Source organism: Saccharopolyspora gloriosae, from assembly GCF_022828475.1.
Classification (GTDB): domain Bacteria; phylum Actinomycetota; class Actinomycetes; order Mycobacteriales; family Pseudonocardiaceae; genus Saccharopolyspora_C; species Saccharopolyspora_C gloriosae_A.
The window spans coordinates 6,184,700-6,211,180 of record NZ_CP059557.1; the positions used below are offsets into that span (position 1 = coordinate 6,184,700).

The 26,481-nt window shown below is 69.8% G+C and carries 19 protein-coding genes and 1 tRNA gene; 8 read left to right on the top strand and 12 right to left on the bottom strand.

Annotated features, from left to right (window positions below; genetic code table 11):
• Positions 1–42 precede the first annotated feature (42 nt).
• Positions 43–1,665 (bottom strand): LCP family protein, encoded by a 1,623-nt coding sequence (locus tag H2Q94_RS27145; protein WP_243789992.1) that lies wholly within the window; start codon positions 1,663–1,665, stop codon positions 43–45.
• 255 nt (positions 1,666–1,920) lie between these two features.
• Positions 1,921–5,538, bottom strand: coding sequence for a transcription-repair coupling factor (mfd, locus tag H2Q94_RS27150; protein WP_243789993.1), 3,618 nt, complete (start codon positions 5,536–5,538; stop codon positions 1,921–1,923).
• A gap of 266 nt (positions 5,539–5,804) precedes the next feature.
• Here mfd and H2Q94_RS27155 point away from each other — a divergent pair, with 266 nt between their 5' ends.
• Positions 5,805–6,992: a PQQ-dependent sugar dehydrogenase gene (locus H2Q94_RS27155; protein ID WP_243789994.1), complete on the top strand. Its 1,188-nt coding sequence runs from the start codon at positions 5,805–5,807 to the stop codon at positions 6,990–6,992.
• 3 nt (positions 6,993–6,995) lie between these two features.
• Here H2Q94_RS27155 and H2Q94_RS27160 read toward each other — a convergent pair whose 3' ends face one another.
• From H2Q94_RS27160 to H2Q94_RS27170, 3 genes are all read right to left on the bottom strand, one after another.
• A complete protein-coding gene (locus H2Q94_RS27160; protein ID WP_243789995.1) occupies positions 6,996–7,592 on the bottom strand; it encodes a Uma2 family endonuclease in 597 nt (198 codons plus the stop codon).
• A 130-nt stretch (positions 7,593–7,722) separates the two neighbouring features.
• Positions 7,723–8,319 carry a TetR/AcrR family transcriptional regulator gene (locus H2Q94_RS27165; protein WP_243795926.1) on the bottom strand — a complete coding sequence of 199 codons (597 nt, stop codon included), beginning with the start codon at positions 8,317–8,319 and terminating at the stop codon, positions 7,723–7,725.
• Between the two features lie 267 nt (positions 8,320–8,586).
• The gene (locus tag H2Q94_RS27170; RefSeq protein ID WP_243789996.1) at positions 8,587–9,555 is read right to left on the bottom strand and encodes an acyl-CoA desaturase; all 969 of its coding nucleotides are present in this window, start codon (positions 9,553–9,555) and stop codon (positions 8,587–8,589) included.
• Between the two features lie 324 nt (positions 9,556–9,879).
• Between H2Q94_RS27170 and H2Q94_RS27175 the strand changes: the two genes are divergently transcribed.
• From H2Q94_RS27175 to H2Q94_RS27190, 4 genes are all read left to right on the top strand, one after another.
• Positions 9,880–9,950: transfer RNA gene (locus H2Q94_RS27175), tRNA-Gln, on the top strand.
• Positions 9,951–10,020: 70 nt separating this feature from the next.
• A complete protein-coding gene (locus H2Q94_RS27180) occupies positions 10,021–11,829 on the top strand; it encodes a GGDEF domain-containing protein (protein WP_243789997.1) in 1,809 nt (602 codons plus the stop codon).
• Positions 11,830–12,312: 483 nt separating this feature from the next.
• Positions 12,313–13,896 (top strand): bifunctional UDP-N-acetylglucosamine diphosphorylase/glucosamine-1-phosphate N-acetyltransferase GlmU, encoded by a 1,584-nt coding sequence (glmU, locus tag H2Q94_RS27185; protein ID WP_258718635.1) that lies wholly within the window; start codon positions 12,313–12,315, stop codon positions 13,894–13,896.
• Between the two features lie 11 nt (positions 13,897–13,907).
• On the top strand, positions 13,908–14,879 hold the full coding sequence (locus H2Q94_RS27190) for a ribose-phosphate diphosphokinase (RefSeq protein ID WP_243789998.1): 972 nt from the start codon (positions 13,908–13,910) through the stop codon (positions 14,877–14,879).
• A 328-nt stretch (positions 14,880–15,207) separates the two neighbouring features.
• Here the strand turns inward: H2Q94_RS27190 and H2Q94_RS27195 are convergent, their stop codons facing one another.
• The 3 genes from H2Q94_RS27195 to H2Q94_RS27205 all read right to left on the bottom strand — a co-directional run bounded on the left by H2Q94_RS27195 (position 15,208) and on the right by H2Q94_RS27205 (position 18,103).
• On the bottom strand, positions 15,208–15,822 hold the full coding sequence (locus H2Q94_RS27195; RefSeq protein ID WP_243789999.1) for a malonic semialdehyde reductase: 615 nt from the start codon (positions 15,820–15,822) through the stop codon (positions 15,208–15,210).
• A 101-nt stretch (positions 15,823–15,923) separates the two neighbouring features.
• Positions 15,924–17,240, bottom strand: a complete 1,317-nt coding sequence (locus H2Q94_RS27200) for an Nramp family divalent metal transporter (protein ID WP_243790000.1) — start codon at positions 17,238–17,240, stop codon at positions 15,924–15,926.
• A gap of 215 nt (positions 17,241–17,455) precedes the next feature.
• Complete coding sequence (locus H2Q94_RS27205; RefSeq protein ID WP_243790001.1) at positions 17,456–18,103, bottom strand: NAD(P)-dependent oxidoreductase; 648 nt, start codon at positions 18,101–18,103, stop codon at positions 17,456–17,458.
• 78 nt (positions 18,104–18,181) lie between these two features.
• On the opposite strand from H2Q94_RS27205, the gene H2Q94_RS27210 reads away from it, so the two are divergent.
• From H2Q94_RS27210 to pth, 3 genes are all read left to right on the top strand, one after another.
• Positions 18,182–18,559 carry a winged helix-turn-helix transcriptional regulator gene (locus H2Q94_RS27210; protein WP_243790002.1) on the top strand — a complete coding sequence of 126 codons (378 nt, stop codon included), beginning with the start codon at positions 18,182–18,184 and terminating at the stop codon, positions 18,557–18,559.
• Between the two features lie 257 nt (positions 18,560–18,816).
• A complete protein-coding gene (locus tag H2Q94_RS27215; RefSeq protein WP_243790003.1) occupies positions 18,817–19,449 on the top strand; it encodes a 50S ribosomal protein L25/general stress protein Ctc in 633 nt (210 codons plus the stop codon).
• Positions 19,450–19,682: 233 nt separating this feature from the next.
• Complete coding sequence (gene pth, locus H2Q94_RS27220) at positions 19,683–20,258, top strand: aminoacyl-tRNA hydrolase (protein WP_243790004.1); 576 nt, start codon at positions 19,683–19,685, stop codon at positions 20,256–20,258.
• 121 nt (positions 20,259–20,379) lie between these two features.
• Here the strand turns inward: pth and H2Q94_RS27225 are convergent, their stop codons facing one another.
• The 4 genes from H2Q94_RS27225 to H2Q94_RS27240 all read right to left on the bottom strand — a co-directional run bounded on the left by H2Q94_RS27225 (position 20,380) and on the right by H2Q94_RS27240 (position 26,406).
• Positions 20,380–22,053, bottom strand: a complete 1,674-nt coding sequence (locus H2Q94_RS27225) for a fatty acyl-AMP ligase (protein ID WP_243790005.1) — start codon at positions 22,051–22,053, stop codon at positions 20,380–20,382.
• Between the two features lie 309 nt (positions 22,054–22,362).
• On the bottom strand, positions 22,363–24,150 hold the full coding sequence (locus H2Q94_RS27230) for an ABC-F family ATP-binding cassette domain-containing protein (RefSeq protein WP_243790006.1): 1,788 nt from the start codon (positions 24,148–24,150) through the stop codon (positions 22,363–22,365).
• A 37-nt stretch (positions 24,151–24,187) separates the two neighbouring features.
• Positions 24,188–25,144, bottom strand: coding sequence for a 4-(cytidine 5'-diphospho)-2-C-methyl-D-erythritol kinase (locus H2Q94_RS27235; RefSeq protein ID WP_243795931.1), 957 nt, complete (start codon positions 25,142–25,144; stop codon positions 24,188–24,190).
• A gap of 446 nt (positions 25,145–25,590) precedes the next feature.
• The gene (locus H2Q94_RS27240; protein ID WP_243790007.1) at positions 25,591–26,406 is read right to left on the bottom strand and encodes a MetQ/NlpA family ABC transporter substrate-binding protein; all 816 of its coding nucleotides are present in this window, start codon (positions 26,404–26,406) and stop codon (positions 25,591–25,593) included.
• Positions 26,407–26,481 lie beyond the last annotated feature (75 nt).

Consider the following 26,481-nt stretch of genomic DNA (forward strand, 5'->3'; position numbering starts at 1 on the left):
TCTCACGAGATCATCCGGCGGTGAACCCTCGGCGAGTTCCCGTCAGTTCACGCACGGCACGCCACCCGCGGTGATCGGCTGTTCCGGGTCCTGCGCCCGCTGGAGCCCGTCGAGCAGCAGCGGGCGCGCGGCCGCGAAGTTCCGGGCACCCGGCCCCTCGTAGTCGGAACCCAGGTACACCTCGACGCTGCCGGATTCGACGGAACCGCTGGTGCTCACCGGAACTCCGCCGAGCACCGCGGCGACCTGCTCACCGGTGGCCTCCTCCCCCGGGGCCACCCGCACCGACGAGGAACTCGTCGACTGGGCGTTTCCGGTGGCACCGGACTGGAATCCCTCCCCGGCGAGGCGGTCCAGCACGGTCCCCGCGAGCCCGGTGACGCCGGAGGCGTTGTACACGCTCACCGTGGTCTCCGAAGGGCTCGCGCTCGTCGACTCCGAACTCGGCGAGGACTGCTCCTCCGGAGCGCGGTCCGCCTGCTGCCGCACTGCGCGTTCCTGCGGGGTCAGCAGCAGGTTCGCGACGAACCGCTGCACCTCCGCCTCGTCGACGGTCACCTTCTCCTCCCCGGATTTGCCGACGAGTTCGACGGGGATGGTCTGGAATTCGATGTCGCCACCCGCGATGCCCCGCATCCGCTGCGCGAAGTCCATGACGTCCCAGCCCGCGTCGAGCACCACGGATTTCCGCAGCGCCGACATGAGTTCGCCGAGCTTCACCGGGTTGCTCAACGTTCCGGCGGACAAGATCTTGTTCGCCAACCCGGACATGAACACCTGCTGGCGCACCACGCGGTCCAGGTCGGTGCGCGGCAGCCCGTACCGCTGGCGCACGAAGGACAACGCGTCCCCACCGGAGATCGTCTGCGGCCCGGCGGGGAACACCGCGCCGGAGTGATCACTGTCGTCCACGGCCTGGTTCAAGCACACGTCCACGCCGCCGACGGCCTTGGTGATCTCGTAGAACCCGAGCAGGTTCACCTCGGCGTAGTGGTCGATGGTCACGCCGGAGAGGTCCTCGATCGTCTCGATGAGGAACTTCTGCCCGGCGGTCCGCGCCTGCTGCTCCTGCTCCCGCGGGTCGGTCACGCCGTCGCTCTCCAACTCCTCGAGGGCGGTCATCCGCTCGGTGTTGTACGCCTCGGTGAGCAGGTGCTTGCCGTGCCCGTTGCCGAGCTGAACCTGCGTGTCGCGGGGGAAGGACACGGCGCTGGCGCGCGCACCGCCGTTGGGGATGCGCATCAGGATCATCGTGTCGGTGAGGTTGCCGCTCTCATCGGTGGTGCGCAGTTCGCGCAGCAACTCCTCCGAGAGCGGATTGCCCTCCGCGTCGGTCCGGCTGTCGTTGCCGACGAGGAGGATGTCCACGGCGCCGTCCGGGGCGCTGACACCGCCACCGATGACATCGCTTTCGGTGATCCCGCCGTTCCAGCCGTTGAGCGTGCTCCACGCGTACGCGCTGGTGCCGAGGATCGCCACGGACAGCAAGGCGATCACCGTGCGGCCGAAGATCCGCCCGGCACGTCGTTTCGGCTCGGGCCTGCGGCGATTCCCGTGATCCGGCGGCGGTACGACGACGGGGTGGCGGACCGTCGTCTCCTCACCGGGCCGGGACGGCCCCGGAGGGCGAGAGCTCGGGCGCTGCGGTCCTCGTGCACGATCCACACCTCGTCCTTTCCCCTACCGGCAGAACCAGGCGACACGTCGATGATTCGGCGAGTCCACCCACCAACTCAGACGCACCACGCAGCCGATGGTTGCCCGGTGGCGAATCATCGCCACCGATCGGCCGACTCCCGTGGTCCGCGGATCGTGCCGAATCCGGACGGGAGAACGGTCGTCCGCACGTTTCCGCCACCGAACGCATCCTGATCATGCCCGGCCCGGCGGACCCTCGCCAGCCGCACCGCGGGGAACGGATCAGACGGCGACGGGGCGGCCCGCCAGCGACGTGAGCAGGTCGGCGCACCAGTCCAGCAGCGCCTCGTCGCGCAACGGCGGTGCTCCGATGCGGCCACCGGCGGCGCCCTCGGTCGGGCGGGGAACCGACACCGTGCGCACCGTCGCCTTGTACACGGCCTTCGGGTACAGCCGCTTGAGCCGCATCTGCTGCGAGTCGGCCAGTTCCATCGGCGCGACCCGCAACGAGGACCCCTGCAAGGTCACCTCGGTGACGCCGTGTTCGCGGCACACCTGGCGGAACGCGGCGACCTTGAGCAGCCGTTGCACCGGTTCCGGCAGCGGGCCGTAGCGGTCCTCCAGTTCGGCGCGCACCGCGTCCAACTCGGCTTGATCACCGGCGGCGGCGATCTTGCGGTAGCCCTCCAGCCGCAGCCGCTCACCCGGCACGTAGTCGTGCGGAATGTGCGCGTCCACCGGCAGATCCACCCGCACCTCGGCCAATTCTCGTTCCAGGTCACCGGTCTCGGCACCCGCGTGCTGCTTGAACGCCTCGACGGCCTCGCCGACCAGCCGCACGTACAGGTCGAAGCCGACGCCCGCGATGTGCCCGGACTGCTCGGCGCCGAGGATGTTGCCCGCGCCGCGGATCTCCAGGTCCTTCATGGCGACGGCCATGCCCGCGCCCAGTTCCGAGTTCTGCGCGATCGTCGCGAGCCGGTCGTGCGCCGTGTCGGTGAGCGGTTTCTCGCCGGGGTACAGGAAGTACGCGTAGCCGCGTTCCCGCGCGCGCCCGACGCGGCCGCGCAGCTGGTGCAGCTGGGAGAGCCCGAGCATGTCGGAGCGCTCCACGATCAGCGTGTTCGCGTTCGAGATGTCCAGCCCGGTCTCGACGATCGTGGTGCACACCAGCACGTCGTGCTCGCGTTCCCAGAAACCCTGGATGATCTTCTCCAGGCGCTCCTCGTTCATCTGCCCGTGCGCCGTGACGATCCGCGCCTCCGGCACGAGTTCGCGCAGCTGGCGAGCCGCCTTCTCGATGGTCGACACCCTGTTGTGCACGAAGAACACCTGGCCGTCGCGCAGCAGTTCGCGGCGGATCGCCGCCCCCACCTGCTTCTGGTCGTAGGCGCCGACGTAGGTGAGCACCGGGTGCCGTTCCTCCGGCGGGGTCAGGATCGTGGACATCTCGCGGATGCCCGCCATGCTCATCTCCAGCGTCCGCGGGATGGGCGTCGCCGACATCGTCAGCACGTCCACGTGGGTGCGCAGCGCCTTGATGTGCTCCTTGTGCTCAACGCCGAACCGCTGCTCCTCGTCGACGATCACCAGGCCGAGGTCCTTGTAGCGGACGCCGGTCTGCAGCAGCCGGTGCGTGCCGATCACGATGTCCACCGAGCCGTCGGCGAGGCCCTGCACGGTCTGCTCCGACTCCCGCGGATCGGTGAACCGGGACAGGCCCTTGATCGTCACCGGGAACGAACGCATCCGGTCGGCGAAGGTGTTCAGGTGCTGCTGCGCCAGCAGCGTCGTCGGCACCAGCACCGCGACCTGCTTGCCGTCCTGCACGGCCTTGAACGCGGCGCGCACCGCGATCTCCGTCTTGCCGTAGCCCACGTCGCCGCAGATCACCCGGTCCATCGGAACGGGCCGCTGCATGTCCGACTTGGCCTCGTCGATCGCGGCCATCTGATCACCGGTCTCGGTGTACGGGAAGGCGTCCTCCAGTTCCCGCTGCCACGGGGTGTCCGCGCCGAACGCGTGGCCGGGGGCGGACTGGCGCGCGGCGTAGAGCTGCACCAGCTCGGCGGCGATCTCCTTGACCGCCTTGCGCGCCTTGGCCTTCGTGTTCTTCCAGTCGGAACCGCCGAGCTTGTTCAGCGCGGGGAGTTCGCCGCCGACGTAGCGGGATACCTCGTCGAGCTGGTCGGTGGGCACGAACAGCCGGTCGCCGGGCTGGCCGCGTTTGCTGGAGGCGTACTCCAGCACCAGGTATTCGCGGGTAGCCCCGCCGACGGTGCGCTGCACCATCTCCACGTACTTGCCGATGCCGTGCTGCTCGTGCACCACGAAGTCACCGGCCTTCAGCGCCAGCGGGTCCACGGCGTTGCGCCGCCGCGACGGCATCCGCCGCATGTCCTTTGTGGACGTACCGCCGCGACCGCCGGTCAGGTCGGTCTCGGTGAGCACCACCAGACCCACCCCGGGCGCGGCGAAACCGTCCTCCAGGTCCCCGCGCACCACCGTGATCACGCCGGTCTCCGGCGTCGCCCCGATTCCCTCGGTGGCGTGCTGCACCGGCAGGTCACCATCCCGGAACTGCTGCACCGCGCGCTGCGCCGTGCCCTGCCCCGGCACCACCAGCACGGCGGCCCCACCGGACGCGGTGTGAGCGCGCAGGTCTGCGAACGCGCGCTCCACCTCACCGCGGTACGCCTCGACCTGCTTGAGGCCCAGGTGCACCACCCCGTGGTCCTCGCTGTCGCTGCTGAGCTGGGACAGCGTCCACCACGGCAGACCGATCTCCCTGGTGCGCTCGGCGACCTCCGCGAGCCCCCGGTACGCCGAAGCGCCCAGGTCGATGGGGGCCTTGCCGCCGTCGGCGGCGACCATCCAGGACGCCTCCAGGAATTCCTGGCCGGTGCGCACCAAGTCCGCGGCCCGCGCCCGCACCTTCTCCGGATCGGACAGCAGCACGTGGGTGCCGTCCGGGACGAGTTCGGTGAGCAGCCGCATCTCCCCCGCGCACAGCGCCGGGATCAACGCCTCCATGCCCTCGACCGCGGCACCGCCTGCGATCTTGCCGAGCATCTCCGCGAGCTGCGCGTCGGCCGTGTGCTCCCGGGCGAGCTCCTCGGCGCGCTCCGCCACCTCCGGCGTGATCAGCAGTTCGCGGCAGGCCGGGGCGTAGAGCGAGGTGTCCGAGGCGTCCGGCAGGGACCGCTGGTCGGCCACCGAGAACGGGCGGATCTCGGTGACCTCGTCACCCCAGAACTCCACCCGCAACGGGTGCTCCACGGTCGGCGGGAACACGTCCACGATGCCGCCGCGCACCGCGAACTCGCCGCGCTTCTCCACCATGTCGACGCGGCTGTAGGCGAGGCCGGCGAGCCGTTCCACCAGCTGCTCGAAGTCGTGCTCGTCGCCCAGTGCGAGCCGCACCGGCGCGAGCTCGCCCAAGCCCGGCGCGATCGGCTGAATCAGGCTGCGCACCGTCGTCACCAGCACCCGGATCGGGCCTTCGGCGTGCTCCTCGGGATGCGCGAGCCTGCGCAGCACCGCGAGCCTGCGCCCCACGGTGTCCGCGCGCGGGGAGAGCCGCTCGTGGGGCAGCGTCTCCCAGGACGGCAGCACCGCCACCCCGTCCGGGCCGATCAGGTCTTCCAGCGCCGCCGCCGTCTCCTCGGCCTCCCGGCCGGTGGCGGTCACCAGCAGGACCGGCGCGGCCGCACCGGAGTCCGCGGCGAGCACCGCGGCGGCCAGCGGGCGCGCGGCGACCGGGCCTTCCAGCGCCAGGTGGGGGCGCCCCGCCGACGACACCACTCGGCGGAACGTCTCCTCCCGCAGCAGCGCGTCGAGCAGCCCGTGCAACACGGCCGGAGCCGCATCCGTCGCCGTGGCAGGACCAGCCTGGGTCATCGCAATCCCTCGCACCGAGAAAACATCGGAAACGCGCACAGACCCGTCCCCGGGACGACAGCTTCCAGGTCCGCAGGCCGAGCCGGCTCACGGCCGGTCGCCGGGCGACCGCTCGCGACCGGTCCGCCCCAGGCGGACCACGGACCGATACCGGGTGACGGGAGTCCGTTCCAGCCTACGACTCCGCACCGACAGCGTCCGGTCGCCCCGCGCCCGCTGCGCCGAGAGGACCACTCGCGGTGGCCGGGCAGTGTCACACTGTGGTGATGCGCGCTTGTCGAGTCGCCGCCATCGCCCTGATCACCGTGCTCACGGCATGCGGTGCCCCGGACGGAGCGCCTCCCGCGCCGAACACGAGGGCACCCGACCCGGTGCAGTCGACGCTGCGGGTCGAAGTGCTCGGCCGCGGCCTCGAACACCCGTGGGACATCGGGTTCCTGCCCGACGGCACCACGCTGATCACGCAACGTCCCGGCCGGTTCGCACTGCTGGCCGACACCAGCCCCGGCGCGCAGATCCGCCCGGTGCGAGCGGACCTCGACGACGTGCTCGCCGAAGGCGAAGGCGGCCTGCTGGGCCTGCTCGTGCACCCGGACTTCGCCACCAGCAGACGGTTCGTCACCTGCCAGACGCACCAGGAGGCGGGCCGGGCCGTGGACGTGCGGCTGGTGACCTGGCGGCTCGCCGACGACGGCGGCAGCGCCGAACGCGTCGGCGAACCACTGCTGACCGGCCTGCCGGTGAACGCGAGCGGCAGGCACTCCGGATGCCGCCCGACCCTGGCCGAGGACGGCTCACTGCTGGTCACCACCGGCGACGCCGCCGAGCCGGGCGCCGCGCAGGACCGCACCGGACTCGGCGGCAAGGTCCTGCGGATGGATCTGCGCACGGGCGAGCCGTTGCCGGGAAATCCGTTCCTCGACTCGCCGGACCCGGCCGAACGGCTGATCTTCAGCTACGGGCACCGCAACCCGCAGGGCATCGCACCGCGACCCGGTGGGCAGGTGCTCGTCGCCGAGCACGGCCCGGAATCCGACGACGAGATCAACCTGCTGCGGGCGGGCGGCAACTACGGCTGGGACCCGTCGCGCGGCGGAAGCTCGGACTCCTACGACGAGTCGGTGCCGATGACGGATCTCCGGCGGTTCCCGGACGCGGTGCCCGCGGGGTGGTCCTCGGGCCGCTCGACGGAGGCGGTGTGCGCGGCGACGCTGCTCACCGGGCCGCAGTGGGGCCGGTTCGACGGGATGCTCGCGGTCACCGCGCTGAAGGGTTCGAAGCTGCTGCTGTTCGGCCTCGGCCCGGACGGGAAAGTGCGGGAGGTGCTGGTGCCACCGGAACTCGACGGCCTGCACGGACGGCTGCGCGCCGCACGCCAAGGACCCGACGGCGCCCTCTACGTCACCACGTCCAACGGCACCGACGACCGAATCCTCCGCATCACCTCGGCGTGAGGATCACGCCTTGCCGAGAGCCAAGTCGTACAGCCGGTCCACATCGAGGTCGACCGGAACGGGCGCAGCCTTGACTGTGACAGGGCTACCGGACTCCACAACGCAGGATTTGGTGTAGACCCCGTTCGCCAGTTCAAAGCACAAGATCGTTGGCGGCTCGCCTGGGATCGGTTCGACCCGCCAGTAGAACGGGACACCTGCTTGCGCGTAAGCAGCAGGTTTGATCACGCGATCGTTTCTGCGCGTTCGCGGAGAAACGATCTCAACGGCGAGAAGCACTTCCATTGCTTCGACCTGGATCGTTCCGTCGTCCTGAGCCCGAAGCACGCTGATGTCCGGGACGAATCCCATTCCTTTGAACAGACTGACCCCGAGTCCGTTCTTCGGAATGAGATCCGATCGCCCTTCCGCACGCAAAGCCTGGCGCAGCACGAGCCATAGTTCCTCGTTCAAACCTTGCTGGACATAGCTGGGCGCGGGAGCCACCTGGAAATGTCCGCCAATCAACTCCACCCGGTTGCCGTCCGGGTCGTGTTCGAGCGACTCCCAGTCGGCCAGCGTGAACGGCGGGCCGCTAGCGTACGCGAGTGCACTACTCATAGTGTCATCATCACCGCACACCGTGATCACCCCATGTCGGCGCGGCCAATATGCTTGATATTACGCACTTGTTCGCCGCCTGACAGATCAACGCGGCCGCCCGAACAGCAGGCGAGCTTCGACCTGCCCGTCAGCGCCAGCTGCCGAGCTTCGGCTTGTGCTCCAAGTGGGAGAGGCCGTTCCAGGCGATGTTGACCAGGTGCGCGGCGACCTCGTCCTTCTTCGGCTTGCGCGCCTCCAGCCACCACTGGCCGACCAGCGCCACCATGCCCACCAGCGCCTGGCTGTAGAGCGGAGCCAGCTTCGCGTCGTAGCCCTTCGCGGTGAACTGGAGTCCGAGGATGTGCTCGACCTGGCTGGCGATGTCGTTGAGCAGCGACGAGAACGTGCCCGTCGTGCTGGCCACCGGGGAGTCGCGGACGAGGATGCGGAATCCGTCGGTGGAGGTGTCGATGTACTCCAGCAACGCCCCCGCGGCCTGCTCCAGCAGCGCCCGGGGATGCCCGGCCGACAACGCCGAGACCATCGAGTCGAGCAGCGCGCGCATCTCCCGGTCGACCACGACCGCGTAGATGCCCTCTTTGCCGCCGAAGTGCTCGTAGACGACCGGCTTGGACACACCGGCCCGGTGCGCGATCTCCTCGATCGAGGCGGCTTCGAAGCCCTTCTCGGCGAACAGCGCCCTGGCCACATCGAGCAGCTGCTGCCGCCGTTCCTCACCGGTCATCCGGACTCGGGCCGTGCGCGCCGAACGGCGCCTCGTCTCCGAGTCCGGGGAGCTGCGCCTACGCCGTCCCGCCACGCCGCCACCCTATCCGTGCGGGCCGGGTGCGAACTGCCCGGATCGCCGCGCAGGTCGTGAGAGATTTTCCGCCGCCGCGGACCCACCGACGTGAAACGGCCCCGGCCCGCACAGCAGTGCTGCGCGAGCCGGGGCCGTCGCGAAACGCGTGCGCCGCAGCGCCGCCCGATCTTCCCCCACCTAGCCGAAACGTCAGCCCTTGTAGTCGGTGACCGCGATCCGAGCCAGGCGCTTGTCGTTCGGCCAGCGGACCTTCCAGGCCCAGCCGGCCTTCTCGAAGAACCAGATCACCCGCGCCGAGATGTCCAGCTGTCCGCGCAGCACACCGTGCCGGGCGCAGGTCGGGTCGGCGTGGTGGGAGTTGTGCCAGGACTCGCCGAACGACACGATCGCCAGCGGCCAGAAGTTCGCCGCCTTGTCGCGGCTCTTGAACGGGCGCTCACCGATCATGTGGCAGATCGAGTTCACCGACCACGTGATGTGGTGCAGCAGCGACACCCGGACCAGCCCGGCCCAGAAGAAACCGGTCAGCGCGCCCCACCAGGACCAGGTCAGCAGGCCGCCGAGCACGGCGGGCAGCGCCAGGCTCAGCACCGTCCACAGCACGAACAGGTTGTTCAGGCGGACCAGCCGGTCCTCCTTGTGCAGGTCCGGCGCGAACCGCTCCTCGTTGGTCATGTCGCGGTCGAACAGCCAACCCATGTGCGCGTGCCAGAAGCCCTTGGCCAGCGCCCCCGGGGTGCTGCCGAAGCGCCACGGCGAGTGCGGGTCGCCCTCGCGGTCCGAGTAGGCGTGGTGCCGACGGTGATCGGCCACCCAGGTGATCACCGGACCCTGCAGGGACGTCATGCCCGCGATGGCCAGCGTGGCGCGCACCGGCCAGTTGGACTTGAACGATCCGTGCGTGAACAAGCGGTGGAACCCGACGGTCACGCCGAGGCCGCTGAACACGTAGAAGAAGGCCGCGAGGCCGACGTCCACCCAGCCCAAGCCCCAGCCCCAGGCGAACGGGATCGCCGCGACCAGCGCGATGCACGGGATCAGGACGAACGCGTAGACGAGGAACTGGGCGAGCCTGGGCCGGGTGCCCGCGGTCAGCGGTTTCGGCCCGGCGGACTCGGCTCCGGAAGCGTCGGGAGCAACGTCGGTCGCTGCGGTCATAAGCACTACCTCAACTGGGTCAGGTGGTGGAAATCGATCGGCATGGCCGGGAATTCGGCGTCGACCCCGCATATCCTACGGGACCGTAACCTACGCCAGCGTAAGTTGGTGGATGCACAATCGTCACCCCCCGGCGGCGGAAACGCGGCGTGTCGCGACGTCCGGGCGTGTCCGAATCGCCGTTCTCGGTCGCCGCTCTCGATCATTCGGGTACCCGTGAGAACGATCACGCTGGACGGGCATGCCACGATGTCGACTGGGCGGACACGGGCGGCCGGCGTGGCGGTAAGCTCTGTCGCCGGGTCCGCGGACCACATCGCCCGATCCGCCGTGGTGTAAAGGCAGCACCTCAGATTTTGGTTCTGATGGTCCAGGTTCGAGTCCTGGCGGCGGAGCAGCGGTCCCGCGGGCGAACCCGGTACGACGAGCTCACGGCACGACGAGCCCGTGGCCATCGGGCGGGCGATGCCCGATGGGAACCGTGGTCGATCGCCGACCTCCCGGCCCCGGCCGGGCCTGGATGCCAGCAGGGGGTGTGCGCCGCTGCGCGAGGACACGACGGACGTACGCGACGATGCGGCAACCGCGCTGAGCGAGGTCAGCGACGCGTGGTTGGTGGGTCGCGCTCGCGAACTCAACGCCGTCGGCCAGAACAGCGACGCCCTGGGGCAGCGCAGCACCATTCGGGAAGCCGACGGGCTGCTCGCCGAGGCCCAGCGCCGCGGTGAACCGCGCATCGTCGCCCAGCTGCTGCGGCACTGCGCCGCGATGCGGCTGTCCACCTCCGGGCTCGCGCACGGCGCGGAACCGCTGCTCGACGAACTGCTCACGCACAGCCGCAGGCACGGCCTCACCGTCCTGGAAGCCGACGCCTACGCCCTGCGCGGCAGGCGCGCACTACTCACCGGCAGCGAGGACAACGCGATCACCGAGGTGGCCAGCGGCCTCGCGATGCTGGAGGACGAACCCGTCCCGGACACCGCGCTCGGTCGGCGGCCCTGGGACCGGTTGCTGGCGACCGCGCTGATCGACTTGGGTTCGGTGCTCACCCAGCTCGGGGTGTACGAGACCGCCGACGAGGTGATGGCCCGCGCGCTGCACCGGATCCGGGAGAGCGGCGGCCCGCACGAGATCGCGCTGCACATGATGAACCGGTGCCGGATGTTCCTGGGCTGGGGCCTGCGGCTGGAACGCATCGGGCAGCAGGACGCGGCGGTGGAGCGGTTCTCCACCGCTTCCGGGCTCGCGCTCGGCGTCGAGGTGCCGTGGCGGGAGTCGTTGTTCCCCCGGCTCGCCGATCGTTCCGCGGCCGACCAGATCCCGGTGCTCGGTGCCGCGCACGCGTTGGCCCAGCCGAGTTCGGAGTACATCGAGCGGCTGCGGCGGCTGCGCTCGCTGGACCGCGCCATCCACCCCCGCGAGAAGATCATCGTGGCGATCGCGCTGGCCCGGTGCCTGGTCAACGCGGGACAGCGGACCGAGGCGGTGCAGATGCTCGGCGACACCCGCTCCAAGGTGACCGGCGACGCGGCCGACCCGACGCTGCGGATCTCGCTCGCCCGCGAGTACGCGCAACTCACCGAAACCGACCAGGACCGGCCGACCAGCGACGCGGTGCACGACTACGTGTTGGACCTGGAGAACGAGCTGTGGGCCATGCGGGAAGGCCGGTACCTGACGCTGAGCACGCGGCTGGAGAACTCCCGGCTGAACCTGCGCCACGACGCGATCACCCAGCAGGCGTTGCAGGACCCGCTGACGGGGCTGTCCAACCGGCGTGCGCTCGACGAACGGCTGGACACGCTGCTGGACACGCCCGAGGCGCAGCCGCTGTCGGTGGCGCTGGTGGACCTGGACGGGTTCAAGGAGGTCAACGACCGCTGCTCGCACGCCGAGGGCGACGACGTGCTGCGGGTCGTGGCGAGCACGCTGCGGGACACGCTGCGGGTGGACGACTTCGTGTCCCGCTACGGCGGTGACGAGTTCGTCGTGCTGCTCCCCGGGGTGACCTTGAACGCGGCGGAGTCGGCGCTGCAGCGCACCGTGGAGGCGATCGCGCGGCTGCCGAAGGCCCTGTCCCGCGGGGTGACGTTATCGATCGGTGTGGTGGCGCGGCGCCCGCAGGAGTCCGGCGCGCAGGTGCAAGCGCGGGCGGACGCGGCGATGTACCAGGCGAAACGCGGCGGTGGAAACCAGGTTGCGACGTTCGCGGTGGACACCGGGAACGGCGAATCCGACGATCAGGAGTCGTGGATCCCGCCGCAGCCGCACTGAGGTCCCGAGGTTCCGCGAAACGATCACGTCCCCGTTCCTGAACGGACCGAGGTGAGCCTCATTACACAGAATCCGAACTCAGTCAGGCGAAATGGTCGATTCACCCGGAACGGCTTACAGAATGCTTGCGCGCGCACTCTCCGTGAGCGCCGAGTCGCCGCGGCGAATGTCCGCGGTTTTCCCGGGGAATCCGTGTCGCCCGCCTGGCGACAACCCGCCACCTTCCTCGGCGCTTGATCACATAGTCGCAGCTCGGGAAGGCCGTGACGGCCAGAGTGCGGTGGACCGGACAGGTAGCATCGGCTTCCGCCGGACAAGCGGGAAGGGCCACCGGCGCGAGAACGAAACGCCCCGGTTACCCTTCACCCGCTTGGACGCCACCAGCAGCCGGTTCACGATGAAAATGCTCACCGTGACCGCACCGACCAGGGCGACTCCGGCGTGTCGGCGTCGAACCCGCTTGAGACCCAAGGGAGTGCGTTGATGCCTCAGGGCGAGAACGCCCGGCCCGCCCCCCGCAGCACGTCCGGCGCGGCTTCCTCCGATTCCTCCTCCGTACTCGCGGGCTCCGCGGTCAGCACCATCGTGCTCGCCGCGGGCGAAGGCACTCGGATGCGCTCGGCAACGCCGAAGGTGCTGCACCCCATCGCCGGCCGACCGCTGGTCGAGCACGCGGTGCGGGCTGCGGCCGGGACCGGACCGGACGACCTGGTGGTCGTGATCGGGCACGGCCGGGACGCCGTCGGCGAGCACCTCGCGCAGGTCTCCGACGACCTCGGCCGCAAGGTGCACACCGTGGTGCAGGACCGGCAGCTCGGTACCGGGCACGCGGTGGCCTGCGGTCTGACCGCGCTGGCGAACCAGCGGCAGGGCACCGTGCTGGTCAGCTACGGCGATGTGCCGCTGCTGGACACCGCCACCCTCACCGCACTGCTCGCGGAGCACCAGGAACGCGGCAACGCCGTGACCGTGCTGTCCGCGGTGGTCGACGACCCCACCGGCTACGGACGGCTGGTCCGCGACGAGGCCGGCCAGGTCACCGGCATCGTCGAGCAGAAGGACGCCACCGAGGCGCAAGCCGCCATCGGCGAGATCAACTCCGGTGTCTACGCGTTCGACGCGACGGTGCTCGCCGACGCGCTCGACCGGCTCTCCACCGACAACGCCCAAGGCGAGCTGTACCTGACCGACGTGCTGTCCATCGCCCGCTCCGACGGCCACCCGGTGGGCGCGCTGGTGTGCGCGGACACCTGGCTCGTCGAGGGCGTCAACGACCGGGTGCAGCTGGCCCGGCTCGGCGCGGAACTCAACCGGCGCCTGGTGCTCGGCTGGATGCGCGAAGGCGTCACCGTCACCGACCCGGCGTCGGTGTGGCTGGACTGCGACGTGAGCCTGAGCCGTGACGTGACGCTGGAGCCCGGCGTGCAGCTGCGCGGCGGCACCACCGTCGGCGAGGGCGCGCTGATCGGCCCCGACACCACGCTCACCGGCTGCACCGTGCACCCCGGCTCCTCCGTCGTGCGCACGCACGGCGAAGGAGCGGAAGTGGGTCCCGGCGCCTCCGTCGGCCCGTTCGCGTTCCTGCGCCCCGGCGCCCGGCTCGGCGAGAAGGGCAAGATCGGCACCTTCGTCGAGGTCAAGAACTCCGAGATCGGCACCGGCAGCAAGGTCCCGCACCTCACCTACGTCGGGGACGCCGAGATCGGCGAAGGCAGCAACATCGGCGCGGCGAGCGTTTTCGTGAACTACGACGGCGTCGCCAAGCACCGCACCGTGATCGGCTCCCACGCGCGGACGGGGGCGGACAACATGTTCGTCGCGCCCGTCGAGGTGGGGGACGGCGCTTACACCGCCGCCGGTTCGGTCATCACCCAAGATGTCCCCCCGGGCGCCATGGCGGTCGCCCGTGGGCGGCAGCGCAACATCGAAGGCTGGGTGGCTCGACGCCGCCCGGACACCGCCGCCGACCAGGCCGCTCAGCAGGCTCAGGAGCGGTCCGGATCTGACCTGACCACCAATCCGATGAGTGACACCCGGTCCACGGGGGTCAACGGGGAGGGACGATGACCGTGAGTGCCATGTCTGCGACCCCGAAGAAGAGCCTCAAGCTCTTCTCCGGGAGCAGCCACCCGGAACTTGCCGAGGAGGTGGCCAAGCAACTTGACGTGACGGTCACGCCCCAGGCGGCATACAAGTTCGCGAACGGCGAGATCTTCGTTCGCTACGACGAGTCGGTCCGCGGCTGCGACGCCTTTGTGATCCAGTCGCACTGCACACCGCTCAACGACGCCATCATGGAACAGCTGATCATGGTGGACGCGCTCAAGCGCGCCAGCGCGAAGCGCATCACCGTGGTCATGCCGTTCTACGGCTACGCCCGGCAGGACAAGAAGCACAAGGGCCGCGAGCCGATCTCGGCACGGCTGATGGCGGACCTGTTCAAGACCGCAGGCGCCGACCGGATCATGACGGTGGACCTGCACACCGACCAGATCCAGGGCTTCTTCGACGGGCCGGTGGACCACCTGCTCGCGCAGACGGTGCTGTCGGACTACATCCGGCAGACCTACGTGGACGAGAAGATCACCGTGGTCTCGCCCGACTCCGGCCGAGTCCGGGTCGCCGAGAAGTGGGCGGACAACCTCGGCGGGACTCCGCTGGCGTTCATCCACAAGACCAGGGACCCCACGAAGCCGAACCAGGTCGTCGCGAACCGCGTCGTCGGTGACGTCGAGGGCCGGCTGTGCGTGCTGGTCGACGACATGATCGACACCGGTGGCACGATCACCAAGGCCACCGAGCAGCTGCTGGAGTCCGGCGCGAAGGACGTGATCATCGCGGCGACCCACGGCGTGCTGTCCGGTCCCGCGGTGGAGCGGCTGTCCTCCTGCGGCGCCAAGGAGGTCGTGCTGACGAACACGCTGCCGATCCCGGACGACCACTACTTCGACACGCTGCGCGTGCTCTCGATCGCCCCGCTGGTCGCGGAAGCGATCCACCAGGTGTTCGAGGACGGTTCGGTGACGAGCCTGTTCGACGGCCACGCCTGAGCCTGCTCAGCCACGAAAGGCCCGGTCCCCCCTCGGGCCGGGCCTTTGGCGTGCGCGGGTCGCTCCCGCAACCCCTTGAGCGATCCCCGCCAACGATCTTCTGATCGTTGCCCCGTCGGAGGCGCAGCCGACTCCTAGCGGCCGAAGGCCGTGCCTGGATGCGCGAAGCGCACAGCCCACGTCGAAAATCGACCACCCGCGGGTTCTCAACCGTCTTCTCGCCAGGACAGCAATGTGCTCGTGACGGAGCCACCAGTGAAATTGATCCCGCAGCGAGAAGGCAGCTGAGGTTCCGCCACCCGGACACCCCCTCAGCCCATCGGCGGAGTCAGACGGTAGTGACGATTTCGTCGTAGTCGTGGCGGGGCAGGCGGTCGAACCAGGGGTCCTCGCCGGGCTTGCCGATGTTGACCACCACGAGCACCTTCTCGCGGCCTTCGGGGAAGAACTCGGCGTTGACGCCCGCCGCGTCGAACCCGGTCATCGGACCGGCCGCCAGGCCCGCGGCGCGGACGCCGAGGATGAAGTACGCGACCTGCAGGGTGCCGTTGAGCTTGGCGTGGTCGGCGCGGAACCCGTCGTCACCGGCCCACATGTCCTTCGCGTTGGGCGCGTGCGGGAACATCCGCGGCAGGTTCTCGTGGAAGTCGGTGTCGGCGGCGAGCACGGCGACCAGCGGTGCGTTCTCCGTCTTGGCCCGGTTGCCTTCCGACAGGTGCGGCAGCAGGCGCTGCTTGCCTTCGTCGGACCGCACCAGCACGATCCGCAGCGGCTGCTGGTTCATCGAGGTGGGACCCCACTTGACCAGGTCGTGGATGGCGCGCAGCTGCTCGTCGGTGACTTCTTCGGAGCTGAAGGTGTTGGCGGTGCGGGCATCCCGGAACAGCAGGTCCTGGGCTTCCGGGGAGAGCTTGATCCCGGTGGTGGCGTCGGTCGAAGTCATGATCACTTCCTTGTTCGCGGTTGTCCCGACCAACGTATTTGAAGCTTCCAGAATTCCGGAACCCGTTCCGCATAACCGAGTCCGCGGCCACACCGGCTCGATCAGAACAGCCCGACGAGCTCGTTCGCCGCCACCCCGACGAACAGCAGCAGGCACAGCGTGAGCAGCGTGTTCGACAGCCACCGGGAGCGGTGCGCGGCAGGCATCATCGAGCGCGAGTTCAACAGCACCAGCAACGTGCCCGCCAGAAACGGCATGAACAACGCGCCCAGCACGCCGTACACCAGGGTCAGCTGGAACGGCTTGCTGAAGATCAGCAGCAGCATCGGCGGGAACGTGAGCCACAGCAGGTAGATCCGGTACGGCGCGCTGTGCATGCCCGCCTTGTGGTCGTAGGCCTCCGCCGTCTCCACCGGTGCGTCCTTCGGCAACCGCCAGGTCCGCCACCAGTCGGCGAACAGCAGGCTCACGCCGTTCCACACGCCGATCACCGAGCTGAACGCGACGGCGAAGAAGCCCACCAGGAACGGGATCCGAGCCCACTCGCCGTAGTCCGCGGCGAGCACGTCACCGAGGTTGAGCAGGCCCTTGTCGCTTTCGGTGAGGTCCTGCCCGAGCAGGATCTCGGCTCCCACCACCAGCATCGCCACCACGAAGATCCCGGTGGTGACGTATCCGACGGCGTTGTCCATCCGCATGATCGGCAGCCACTTCGGCGACCGCCAGCCCTTGGCGAAGGTCCAGTAGCCGTAGGCCGCCATCGTGATGGTGCCGCCGACCCCGCCCATCAGGCCGAGCACGTAGGCCACCGAACCGTCCGGCAGCGTCGGGACCAGGCCCGTGGCCAGCTCGGGCAGGTTCGGCCCGACCAGGAACGCGGTGCCGACGACGGTCACGAACATGACCCCGACCAGCACCGTCATGATCTTCTCCAGCACGGCGTACCGGCCGAACCAGACGAGCGCGAGGCCCAGCAGCCCGCACACGATGGCCCAGCCGCCGACCGGCAGCACCGGGAACAGCGCGTTGAGCGGCAGCGCCGAGGCCGACATCGCGGTGGCGCCGTAGACGAAGCCCCAGATCACGATGTAGACGCCGAAGTAGGTGGTGGCCCACCGGCCGAGGGAACGCCAGCCGGAGAGCATGGTGCGCTCACCGCCGAGGTGCCAGCGGCCGACGGCCTCGCCGAGCGCCAGCTTGAAGATCGTGCCGACCAGGATCGCCCAGAACAGCGTGTACCCGTAGCGGGCTCCCGCCACCATGGTCGCGACCAAGTCGCCCGCGCCGACTCCGGTGGCGGCCGCCATAATTCCCGGCCCGACCTGTTTGAGCCTGGCCCAGCCGGTGGCCGGTTCGGCCGCCGGCGGACCGGCGGCGGTGCTCTCGGAGCCGGGATCGGAGCTCGTGTCAGCGGACATGCGCGTCAAACTATCTCCGAGTCGGGCGACGGTCATCCGCAAGCGACCAAACCGTGACGGTGGCTTGTGCTTCCACTGGTTCTGTGGCGTCCAGTGACGAGTGATCACTTTCCGCCGTCACCGAGTGGATCTCTCACTGCCACGAGTGACACCGGTCCGGTTGAACCATGCCTGAGCGCGATCAACACGGCCCGACCGGCGACTGCCCCCGAAGATCAGTAAGCGACGGTGAAGCGGGTGCGGCGGTGCGCCGGCCGGTCGAGTTCGTCGATGAAGGCGAGCGCGTAGTCGTCGCCGCCGATCGTCGAATTGCCGTCGGCGTCCGACAGCAACAGATCACCGCCCACGCGGTAGGTGCCAGTGCGTTCCCCCGGCGCGTACGCGCCGAACACCGCGGGCGGGCTCACGTAGAACCAGTCCACGTGCCGCGGGGCCTCGCGCAGCGCGTCCAGCACCTCCGCGTGCGAGCCCGCCTCCGGCTTGAACTCTTCCGGGAACTCCGGGGTGTCGATCACGCGCGGCCCGCCCTCGGCCACCCGGAGACTGCCCGCGCCGCCCACGACGCCGAGCCGGAAGCCGTTCTTGCGCGCCGCGTCGAACAGCGTCGGCACCGCGTCGAGCAGCTTCTTGCCGTCCTCCAGCGGACGTCCCGGCGTCGCGATGAGCACCGCGTCCGCGTCCCGCGTCACGTCCACCACGAAGTCCGCGTCGTGCAGCGAACCCCGGCGCGCGGTGAGCCCGCCGCCCTGCTCCAGCGCGCTCACGTCCCGGGCCACCCCGACGACCTCGTGGCCCCGCGACAGGGCCTCCTTCGCGAGCCGGCCACCCGCGTATCCGGTGGCACCGAACAGAACGATCCGCATGAATACCTCCTCGATCCAGAACCTGATCCCGACGGTAACCATTGGTAATCAGTGACTTCAAAGTGCTATAAGTACCTGATGGTTACCGAACTGGTCCCGGACGTGCACAACCCCGCCTGCCCCACCCGCGTCGTGCTCGACCGCATCGGCGACCGCTGGACTTCACTGGTGGTGCTGAGCCTGGCTCCCGGGCCGATGCGCTTCACGCGGCTGCGCGCGGGCGTCGGCGGGGTCGCGCCGAAAGTGCTCACCCAGACCTTGCGCGCCATGCAGCGGGACGGGCTGCTCACCCGCACCGTGCACGCCGAGGTACCGCCGCGGGTGGACTACGAACTCACCGAACTCGGCCGTTCACTGCAGGTTCCCATCCAGGCCATCACCGACTGGGCCGAGGCGCACGTGACCGAAGTCGTGGCCGCGCGCGCCGACTACGACGCGGCCCGCGACGAGGCGTAGCACCACCCGGGCAACGCACGCCGGGCAAGCAGGCTCTAAACTATTCGGGTTGCCTCGGCGAGGCCGGGTTCCTTCCACCCGGCGTGATCGACGCGGCGGCTCGGTGTTCGCCCTCGTGGACGCGAAGGACGCCGCCGGTGCCGTTCGCACCAGGTGCCGCCCCTTCCGGTACGCGCCGCCCACGCCAGTGGCACACCCGCCGCCGCAGGCCGCCGACCAGTTTCATTTCCGCCCGACGTCACGAGGAGTGCACCACCGTGTCCGAGGTACGTATTTCCGTCGAACCGCGCACCGAGTTCGGTAAAGGCGCCGCCCGCCGCACCCGCCGCTCCGGCAAGATCCCCGCGGTGCTCTACGGTCACGGCTCCGACCCGAAGCACCTGTCGCTGCCCGCGGTCGAGTTCGCCCGCGCCGTCCGTGACAACGGGCAGAACGCCGTGCTGACCCTCGAGGTCGCCGGCTCCGACAACGAGCTGGCGCTGACCAAGACCGTCACCGCGCACCCGATCAAGAACTACATCGAGCACGTGGACCTGCTGCTGGTCAAGCGCGGCGAGAAGGTCACCGTGAACGTCCCGATCGTGCTGGTCGGCGACGCCACTTCCGGCACCCTCGTCACCCAGACGCTCAACGAGCTCGAGGTCGAGGCCGAGGCGCTGCACATCCCGGAGCAGTTCGAGGTGTCCGTGGACGGCGCCGAGGACGGCACCCAGATCCACGCCTCCGACGTGAAGCTGCCCCGCGGCGTCACGCTGTCCGCCGACGCCGAGGTCCTGGTGGCGCACATCAGCGAGGCGCCGAGCGCCGCGGACATGGAGTCCGAGATCGACGCCGAGGGTGCGGGCGTCGTCGAGGACGAGTCCGAGGACTCGGCCAACGCGGAGTCCTGAGCCCACGACGTCGGGCCGACGACCGGGGTGTGGTGCGCCACGCCCCGGTCGCCGCGGTCCGCGGTCGTGATCCGCGGGCTCGCCGACCCTGAATTTCGGCGCTGCGGCGCCACCGAGCCGCGGCCTGAAGCGCCGCGGCAGCACCACCTCGGCCTCGCGCCGCTCGGCGCGTGCCGTTCGATCGGCCACCGCGAGGTCGCACCACCGCGACCCCCTTCCGAGGATGCAGCCTGGTGACCACTCCTGAAGCGCCCACTCTGATCATCGGGCTCGGCAACCCCGGCCCGCGTTACGAGGGCAACCGGCACAACGTGGGCTTCCTCGTCGCCGACGAGATCGCGGCCCGCATCGGCGGCAAGTTCAAGGCGCACAAGGCGAATGCCGACGTCGTCGAAGGCCGGTTGGGCGCTCGCCGGGTGGTGCTGGCCAAACCCCGGTCGTTCATGAACCTCTCCGGCGGCCCCGTCGCGGGCACGGCGAGGTTCTACAAGGTCCTGCCCGAGTCGCTGATCGTGGTGCACGACGAACTGGACCTGCCGTACGGCACGGTCCGGTTGAAGCGCGGCGGCGGCGAGAACGGGCACAACGGGCTGCGCTCCATCACCAAGTCCTTGGGCACCAAGGAATACTTGCGGGTGCGGTTCGGCGTGGATCGGCCGCCGGGCCGGATGGATCCGGCGGACTACGTGCTCAAGGATTTCTCCGGCGCGGAGCGCAAGGACCTCGGCTACTTCGTGGACCTGTGCGCCGACGCCGTCGAGGCCCTCGCCGCAGACGGCTTGGAACCCGCGCAAAACCGCTTCCACTGACCTCTTCCCCGGCTCCGGGGTGAATGCCGCCTTTGACCGTTAGCGAGTGGGCCGTTCACCCCAGCAGCGCCACCAGGCGAATGCCCCCATTCGACCGGTGGGAGTCGGGCGGAGGCGGCATTCACCTGAGGTCCGGCGCGGGCTTTTCGGTGGGGACGAGGGACGCGGTGGCGGCGCGTTTGAGCTTGCCGGACGGAGTTTTCGGCAGGGCTCCCGGCGGGAGGACGACGACCGTGGCGGGGCGTGCGCCCACTGCTCGCGTGACCTTGGCCGTGACGGCGTTGCGCAGTGACTTCTCCTCGTCGGCGGTTCCGGCGGCCGTCGACTCCAGGACCACCGCGAACCGCTCCCGGCGGGTGTCCGCGTCGAGCCGGACGGCCGCCGCGTTGCCCGCGCGCACCCCGCCGACTTCGCAAGCGGCGCGTTCGATGTCGACCGGGTAGATGTTGCGCCCGCCCATGATGATCACGTCCTTGCGCCTGCCGCAGATGACGACCTCGCCACCGGTGAGGTAACCGTCGTCACCGGTGTCGAGCCAGCCGTCCGCGTCCTGCGCCGCCACCGGCCCGTCCGCCGTGAGGTAGCCGGGCGTGACGGCCGCGCCGCGGATCCGCAGCATGCCGACCTCCCGCTCCCCCAGCTCGATACCCGCGTCGTCGACGACCTGGATCTCCAGTCCGGGCAGTGCGCCGCCGAGCAGCGCGAACGATCGGGTGCGCTCCGCGCCGGCGGCGGGTTCGGCCCGGTGGTGACGTTCCAAGACTTCGGCGGACACGGTGTCGACCCGCACCGGCCGGTCCAGCGCGGCGAAGGACACCGCCAGCGTCGCCTCCGCCATGCCGTAGGCGCACACCATCGCCGTCTCGCGGAGCCCGAAGCGTGCTCCGGCTTCGGTGAAGGCGCGCACCGCGGTGGTGTCGACGGGTTCCGCCCCGTTGAGCGCGAAGCGGAGCCCGGACAGATCGAACGCACCGTCCTCCGCGTTGGCCATCCGGCGTGCCGTGACGGCGTAGGCGAAGTTCGGCGCGGCGGTCACGGTGCCGCCGTAGCGGCTGATCAGCTTCGGCCACAGCAGCGGCGCGGTGAGGAAGTCCGTCGGGGTCACTTGCACCGCTTCCATCCCGATGGACATCGGCACGACGAGGGTGCCGACGAGACCCATGTCGTGGAACAGCGGCAGCCAGGACACGGCGACGTCGCGCACCGGGTCGAGGCGGGCGGAGTCGACCATCGCCGTCGTGTTGGCGTGCAGGTTGCCGTGGGTGATCCGGACGGCTTTCGGGTCGGCGGTGGAGCCACTGGTCAGTTGCAGCAGGGCTGTCGAGGCCTCGCCGGTCGGCACCGGTTCGTCGAGCGAGTCCGGATGGGCGGCGAGCTCGGCGAGGTCGCGGTACCGGATGTCGTGCGAGCGGAGCAGGTCGGCGAGCGGCTCGAACGGCGAGCCCAGCAACACCAGTTCGGCGTCCACCACGCCCAGCACGCGCACGGTGTCCTGAGCCCAGCGCGCGAGGTCGGTACGCGGGGTGGGCTGATGCAGCATGGTCACGCTGTTGCCGGCCAGCCAGCCGCCTTGCACGGCGGGTGCGATCAGCCCCGGGTCGGCGGCGAGCACGGCGACGGCCGCGCCGGGCCGGACCGACTCGCGGAGCGCGGCGGCGATGTGCCGAGCCTCCTCGTGCACCTCGGCCCAAGTGCCGCGCCGCGCCGCCCGGGGCTCCCCGGTGACAAGGCCACGGCTTCCCGCTCCGCCGCAAGCACGCGCCGAGGTCACGATCCTGTCCACGAACCGGCTCATGTGACGCACATTACGTCCGTCCCGAGACGACCGGAACCGTCCCACCGCGTAATCGCCCGAGGGAACCGGCGCACCGCCCTTGCACCGAAGTGCGGGCGAGAAGATCATTTCTTGATCATCGTCTTCTCGGCAGCGAAGCCGATGACCAGTGACCAGCTAGAGCAAACCCACCACCGGCGGGTTCTCAGCGGCTTCCTCGCGCGGACAACAGCCCGGACCCGGATTTCGCCGTGCAGCGGGCTACATGAGAAACGGATCTCGCAGCGAGGAAGCCGCCGAGCGAGCCACTACGCAGGAAATCCGGACGCCTCAGTCCAGTTGGTCGGCGAGTTCGAGCCAGCGGGCTTCTACGTCGTCCTTTTCCTGCTGAAGCGTCCGCAGGTCCGCGTTGAGGCCCTTCAGGCGGTCCGGTTCGGTGGCCGCTTCGGCGAGCTTCTCGTGCAGTTCCGATTCGCGTTTGCCGAGCTTGTCGAGCTGCCGTTCGAGCTTCGCGAGGTCCTTGCGCGCGGCCCGGTCCTCCGCGCCGGAAAGCTTGTTCTGCTTGGCCGTCACTACGTCCTCGGCCTGCTTGCCGACGGCGCCGTCGTCGGCGGAGAGCAGCGAGCTGCGCCGCCGCAGGTATTCCTCGATGCCGCCGACGAGGTCGCTGAGCTTCCCGTCGCCGAACAGCGCGACGACCTTGTCGCACACCCGCTCCACCAGGTAGCGGTCGTGCGACACGACCACCAGCGTGCCCGGCCAGCCGTCGAGCAGGTCTTCGAGCTGCTGCAAGGTGTCGATGTCGAGGTCGTTCGTGGGCTCGTCGAGCACCAGCACGTTCGGCTCGCCCATCAGCAGCCGCGCCAGCTGCAGGCGCCGCCGCTCACCGCCGGAGAGGTCGCCGACCGGCGTCCACTGGCGGCCTTTGCCGAACCCGAACCGCTCGCCGAGCTGGGATGCGGTGAGCTCGTACTTGCCGAACTGCACCCGTTCCGCCACGTCCTCGATGGCTTCGAGCACTCGCCAGCCGCCGGGCAGGTCGTGCAGTTCCTGCGTGAGGTGGGCCAGCCGCACCGTGGTGCCTTCGCGGCGGGTGCCGCCGTCCGGTTCGCGTTCGCCCGCGAGCAGCCGCAGCAGCGTGGTCTTGCCGGAACCGTTGACGCCGACGACGCCGATCCGGTCACCGGGTCCGATCTGCCAGGACAACCCGCTGAGCAACGTGCGATCCCCGATCCGCAGGTCCACGTCTTCGAGGTCGATCACGGTCTTGCCGAGGCGCCGCTTGGCGAAGCTCACCAGTTCCACGGTGTCCCGCGCGGGCGGGACGTCCGCGATCAGCGCTTCGGCCGCCTCGACCCGGTAGCGCGGCTTGGAGGTGCGCGCCTTCGCCCCGCGCTGCAGCCAGGCGAGTTCCTTGCGCGCCAGGTTCTGCCGCTTGTCCTCGGCCTGCTGGGCGAGCCGGTTGCGCTCGGCGCGCGCGAAGATCCAGTCCGCGTAACCGCCTTCGTACTGCTCGACCTTGCCCTGGGTGACCTCCCAGGTGCGGTTGCAGACGGTGTCCAGGAACCACCTGTCGTGCGTGACGATCACTAACGCGCAGCGGCGGGACAGCAGGTGGTCGGCGAGCCAGCGCACCCCTTCGACGTCGAGGTGGTTGGTCGGTTCGTCGAGCACCAGCACGTCCAGGTCGCGCACCAGCGCGGCGGCGAGCGCGACGCGGCGGCGTTCCCCGCCGGAGAAGTCGGTGACCGGCGTGTCCAGCCCGAGCCGCGTCATGCCGAGCCCGGTGAGCACCGACCGCACTCGCGCGTCGGCGGCCCACTCGTGTTCGGCGGTGAACCCGTGCGGGTCGAGCACCGCGTTGCGCACGGTCGATTCGGGCGGGAGTTCGGTGCGCTGGGTGACCACGGCCATCCGGGTGTCCCGGGAGTGGCTGACCCGGCCGGAGTCAGGCGGCTCCGCCCCGGAGAGGACTTCCAGCAGCGTCGTCTTCCCGCCGCCGTTGAGGCCGACGACCCCGATGCGTTCGCCTTCGTTGATACCGAGCGAAACGCCGTCCAGCAGCGGTCGCACTCCGTAGCTCTTGCTCACCGATTCGAGATTGATCAGGTTCGCCATCGGGGGTGTTGATCTCCAGAGGAACGTGAGGGGTGGTTCAGGCGTGGACCTGGGGCGGGGTCGGCCGGTCCGCGCGTTCGTCGCTGACGATCCGGGCACCGGGCACCGGGCCTTGCGCGACCCGCACGGTGCGGCAGACGCCGGCACCGGAAAGCTCGGCGGCCACCCGGACCGCGGCGTCGTTGTCGGTGCACAGAAAGGCGCAGGTCGGCCCGGAACCGGAGACGATGCCCGCCAGTGCGCCCGCTTCCACACCCGCGCGCAGCGTGCGGCGCAGGTTCGGCCGCAGCGACACGGCCGCGGACTGCAGGTCGTTGCCCAGCAGCAGCGCCAGCTGCCGCGGATCACCGGAGGCCAGCGCCTCCAGGAGGGGTTCGACTTCGCTGTCGCCGTGCGGTCCGGTGTCGCCGCGCAGCCGGTCCAGTTCACCGTAAACACCGGGCGTTTCCAGTCCGCGCCGGTCGAGCGCGATCACCCAGTGGAAGGTGTGCCTGGCCAGCACCGGCACCAGCCGCTCGCCACGGCCGGTGCCCAGCGCGGTGCCACCTTGCAGGGAGAACGGCACATCGCTGCCGATCTTGGCGGCGATATCGCTGAGCTCGTCCCGCCCGATCTCCAGGCGCCACAACGTGTTCAGCGCCAGCAGCGCCGCGGCGGCGTCGGCACTGCCGCCCGCCATACCGCCCGCGACGGGAATGCCTTTGCGGATCGAGAGCCGCACGCCGGGCTCCTCCGGGTCGCGCCCGGAGTGTTCGGCGAGCAGGCGGACGGCGGTCCACGCGAGGTTGCTGGGGCCGGTCGGCACCGAGTCGGCGCCTTCACCGTGCACCTCGATGCCGGGTTCGTCGGCGGTCTGCACGGTCACCTCGTCGGTGAGCGACAACGCCTGGAAGACGGTGACCAGCTCGTGGTAGCCGTCCGGGCGAGCATCGCCGACCGACAGATGCAGGTTCACCTTGGCCGGCACACGCACGGTGATGGGGGTGGGTACCACGGAGAGCACTCCTAGAGCCTACGTGTCCGCGCGAGCCAGGTGCCGACCGCGACCTCGGATCGTTCGTCCGGGGTGTCCGGGCGGCGGAACCTCAGCGGCCTTCTCACTGCTGGATCAATTTCGCCAGTGGCCCGCCACGAGCGAAATCGCTGTCCTCGCGAGAAGGCCGCTGAGAACCCTCCGGTGGTCGGCCTGCGCACGTGGGCTATGCGCTACGCGCATGCGGGCACGGCTACACCGCAAGGCACGGCCTTCGGCCGCAAGGCCGGAAGCAATCCCCTGAAACCGACCCTCCACGCACCACAGCAACCACACGCCAAGCCGGAGAAGGCTTTGAAACCCGCCCCCACACGCCAAGCCGAGCAAGACTTCGAAACCCTCGCCCACACGCCAAGCCGAACAAGACTCCAAAGCCCGCCCACCCGGCACGTGAGATTCGACCTTGATCAGTCGGCCGGGATGACCGAGATTCCGCCGTAGGTCTTGTTGATGTAGTCCTTCACCTCGGGCGAGCGGAGCAGTTCGGCGAGCTTCTGCACGCGGGGGTCCTTCGCCATCGCCGGGGAGGCGACGAGGCCGTTCGCGTACGGGTTGTTCTCCGCCTTCTCCACGACGAGCGGGTCCGTCAGGTTGGCCTTCAGTGCGAAGTTGCCGTTGACGATCGCGGCGTCGGAGTCGTCCACCGCGCGGGGCAGCTGGTCGCTGGAGAGCTCCTGGAACTCGACGTTCTTCGGGTTCTCCGCCACGTCGCGCACCCCGGCGCCCTGCTCGGAGCCCGGCTTGAGCTTGATGATCCCGTTGTCCTCCAACAGCTTCAGGCTGCGGGTCAGGTTCGACGGGTCGTTGGGCAGCGCGATCCGCGCGCCGTTGGGCAACTCCTGGAGGGACTTGACCTTCTTGGAGTAGATCGACAGCGGCTCCAGGTGCACGGTCTGCACCCATTCGAACTCGCCGCCGCGCTGCGCCTGGTACTCGGCCAGGTACGGCTTGTGCTGGAAGTAGTTCGCGTCCAGCTCGCCGTTGGCGACGGCCTCGTTCGGCCGGTTGTAGTCGTCGAACTGCTCGATCTCCAGGTCGATGCCCGCCTTCGGAGCGAGGTTCTCATCGACGTACTTGAGGATCTCGCCGTGCGGCTGCGGGCTCACGCCGATCGCCAGCGGGGCGTTCGGGTCCTGCGCCGCATCGGTGCCGCCGCCACCGCAGCCCGCCAACGCCAGTGAAGAAACGGCGGTGAGCACGACCGCCAGGGAACGAATACGCATCAGTGCGTCCTTTCTGGTATGGAGGCCGACCGGTGACGCGCACCGGTTCCGGCAGCGGACCCCCGAGGTCCCTGC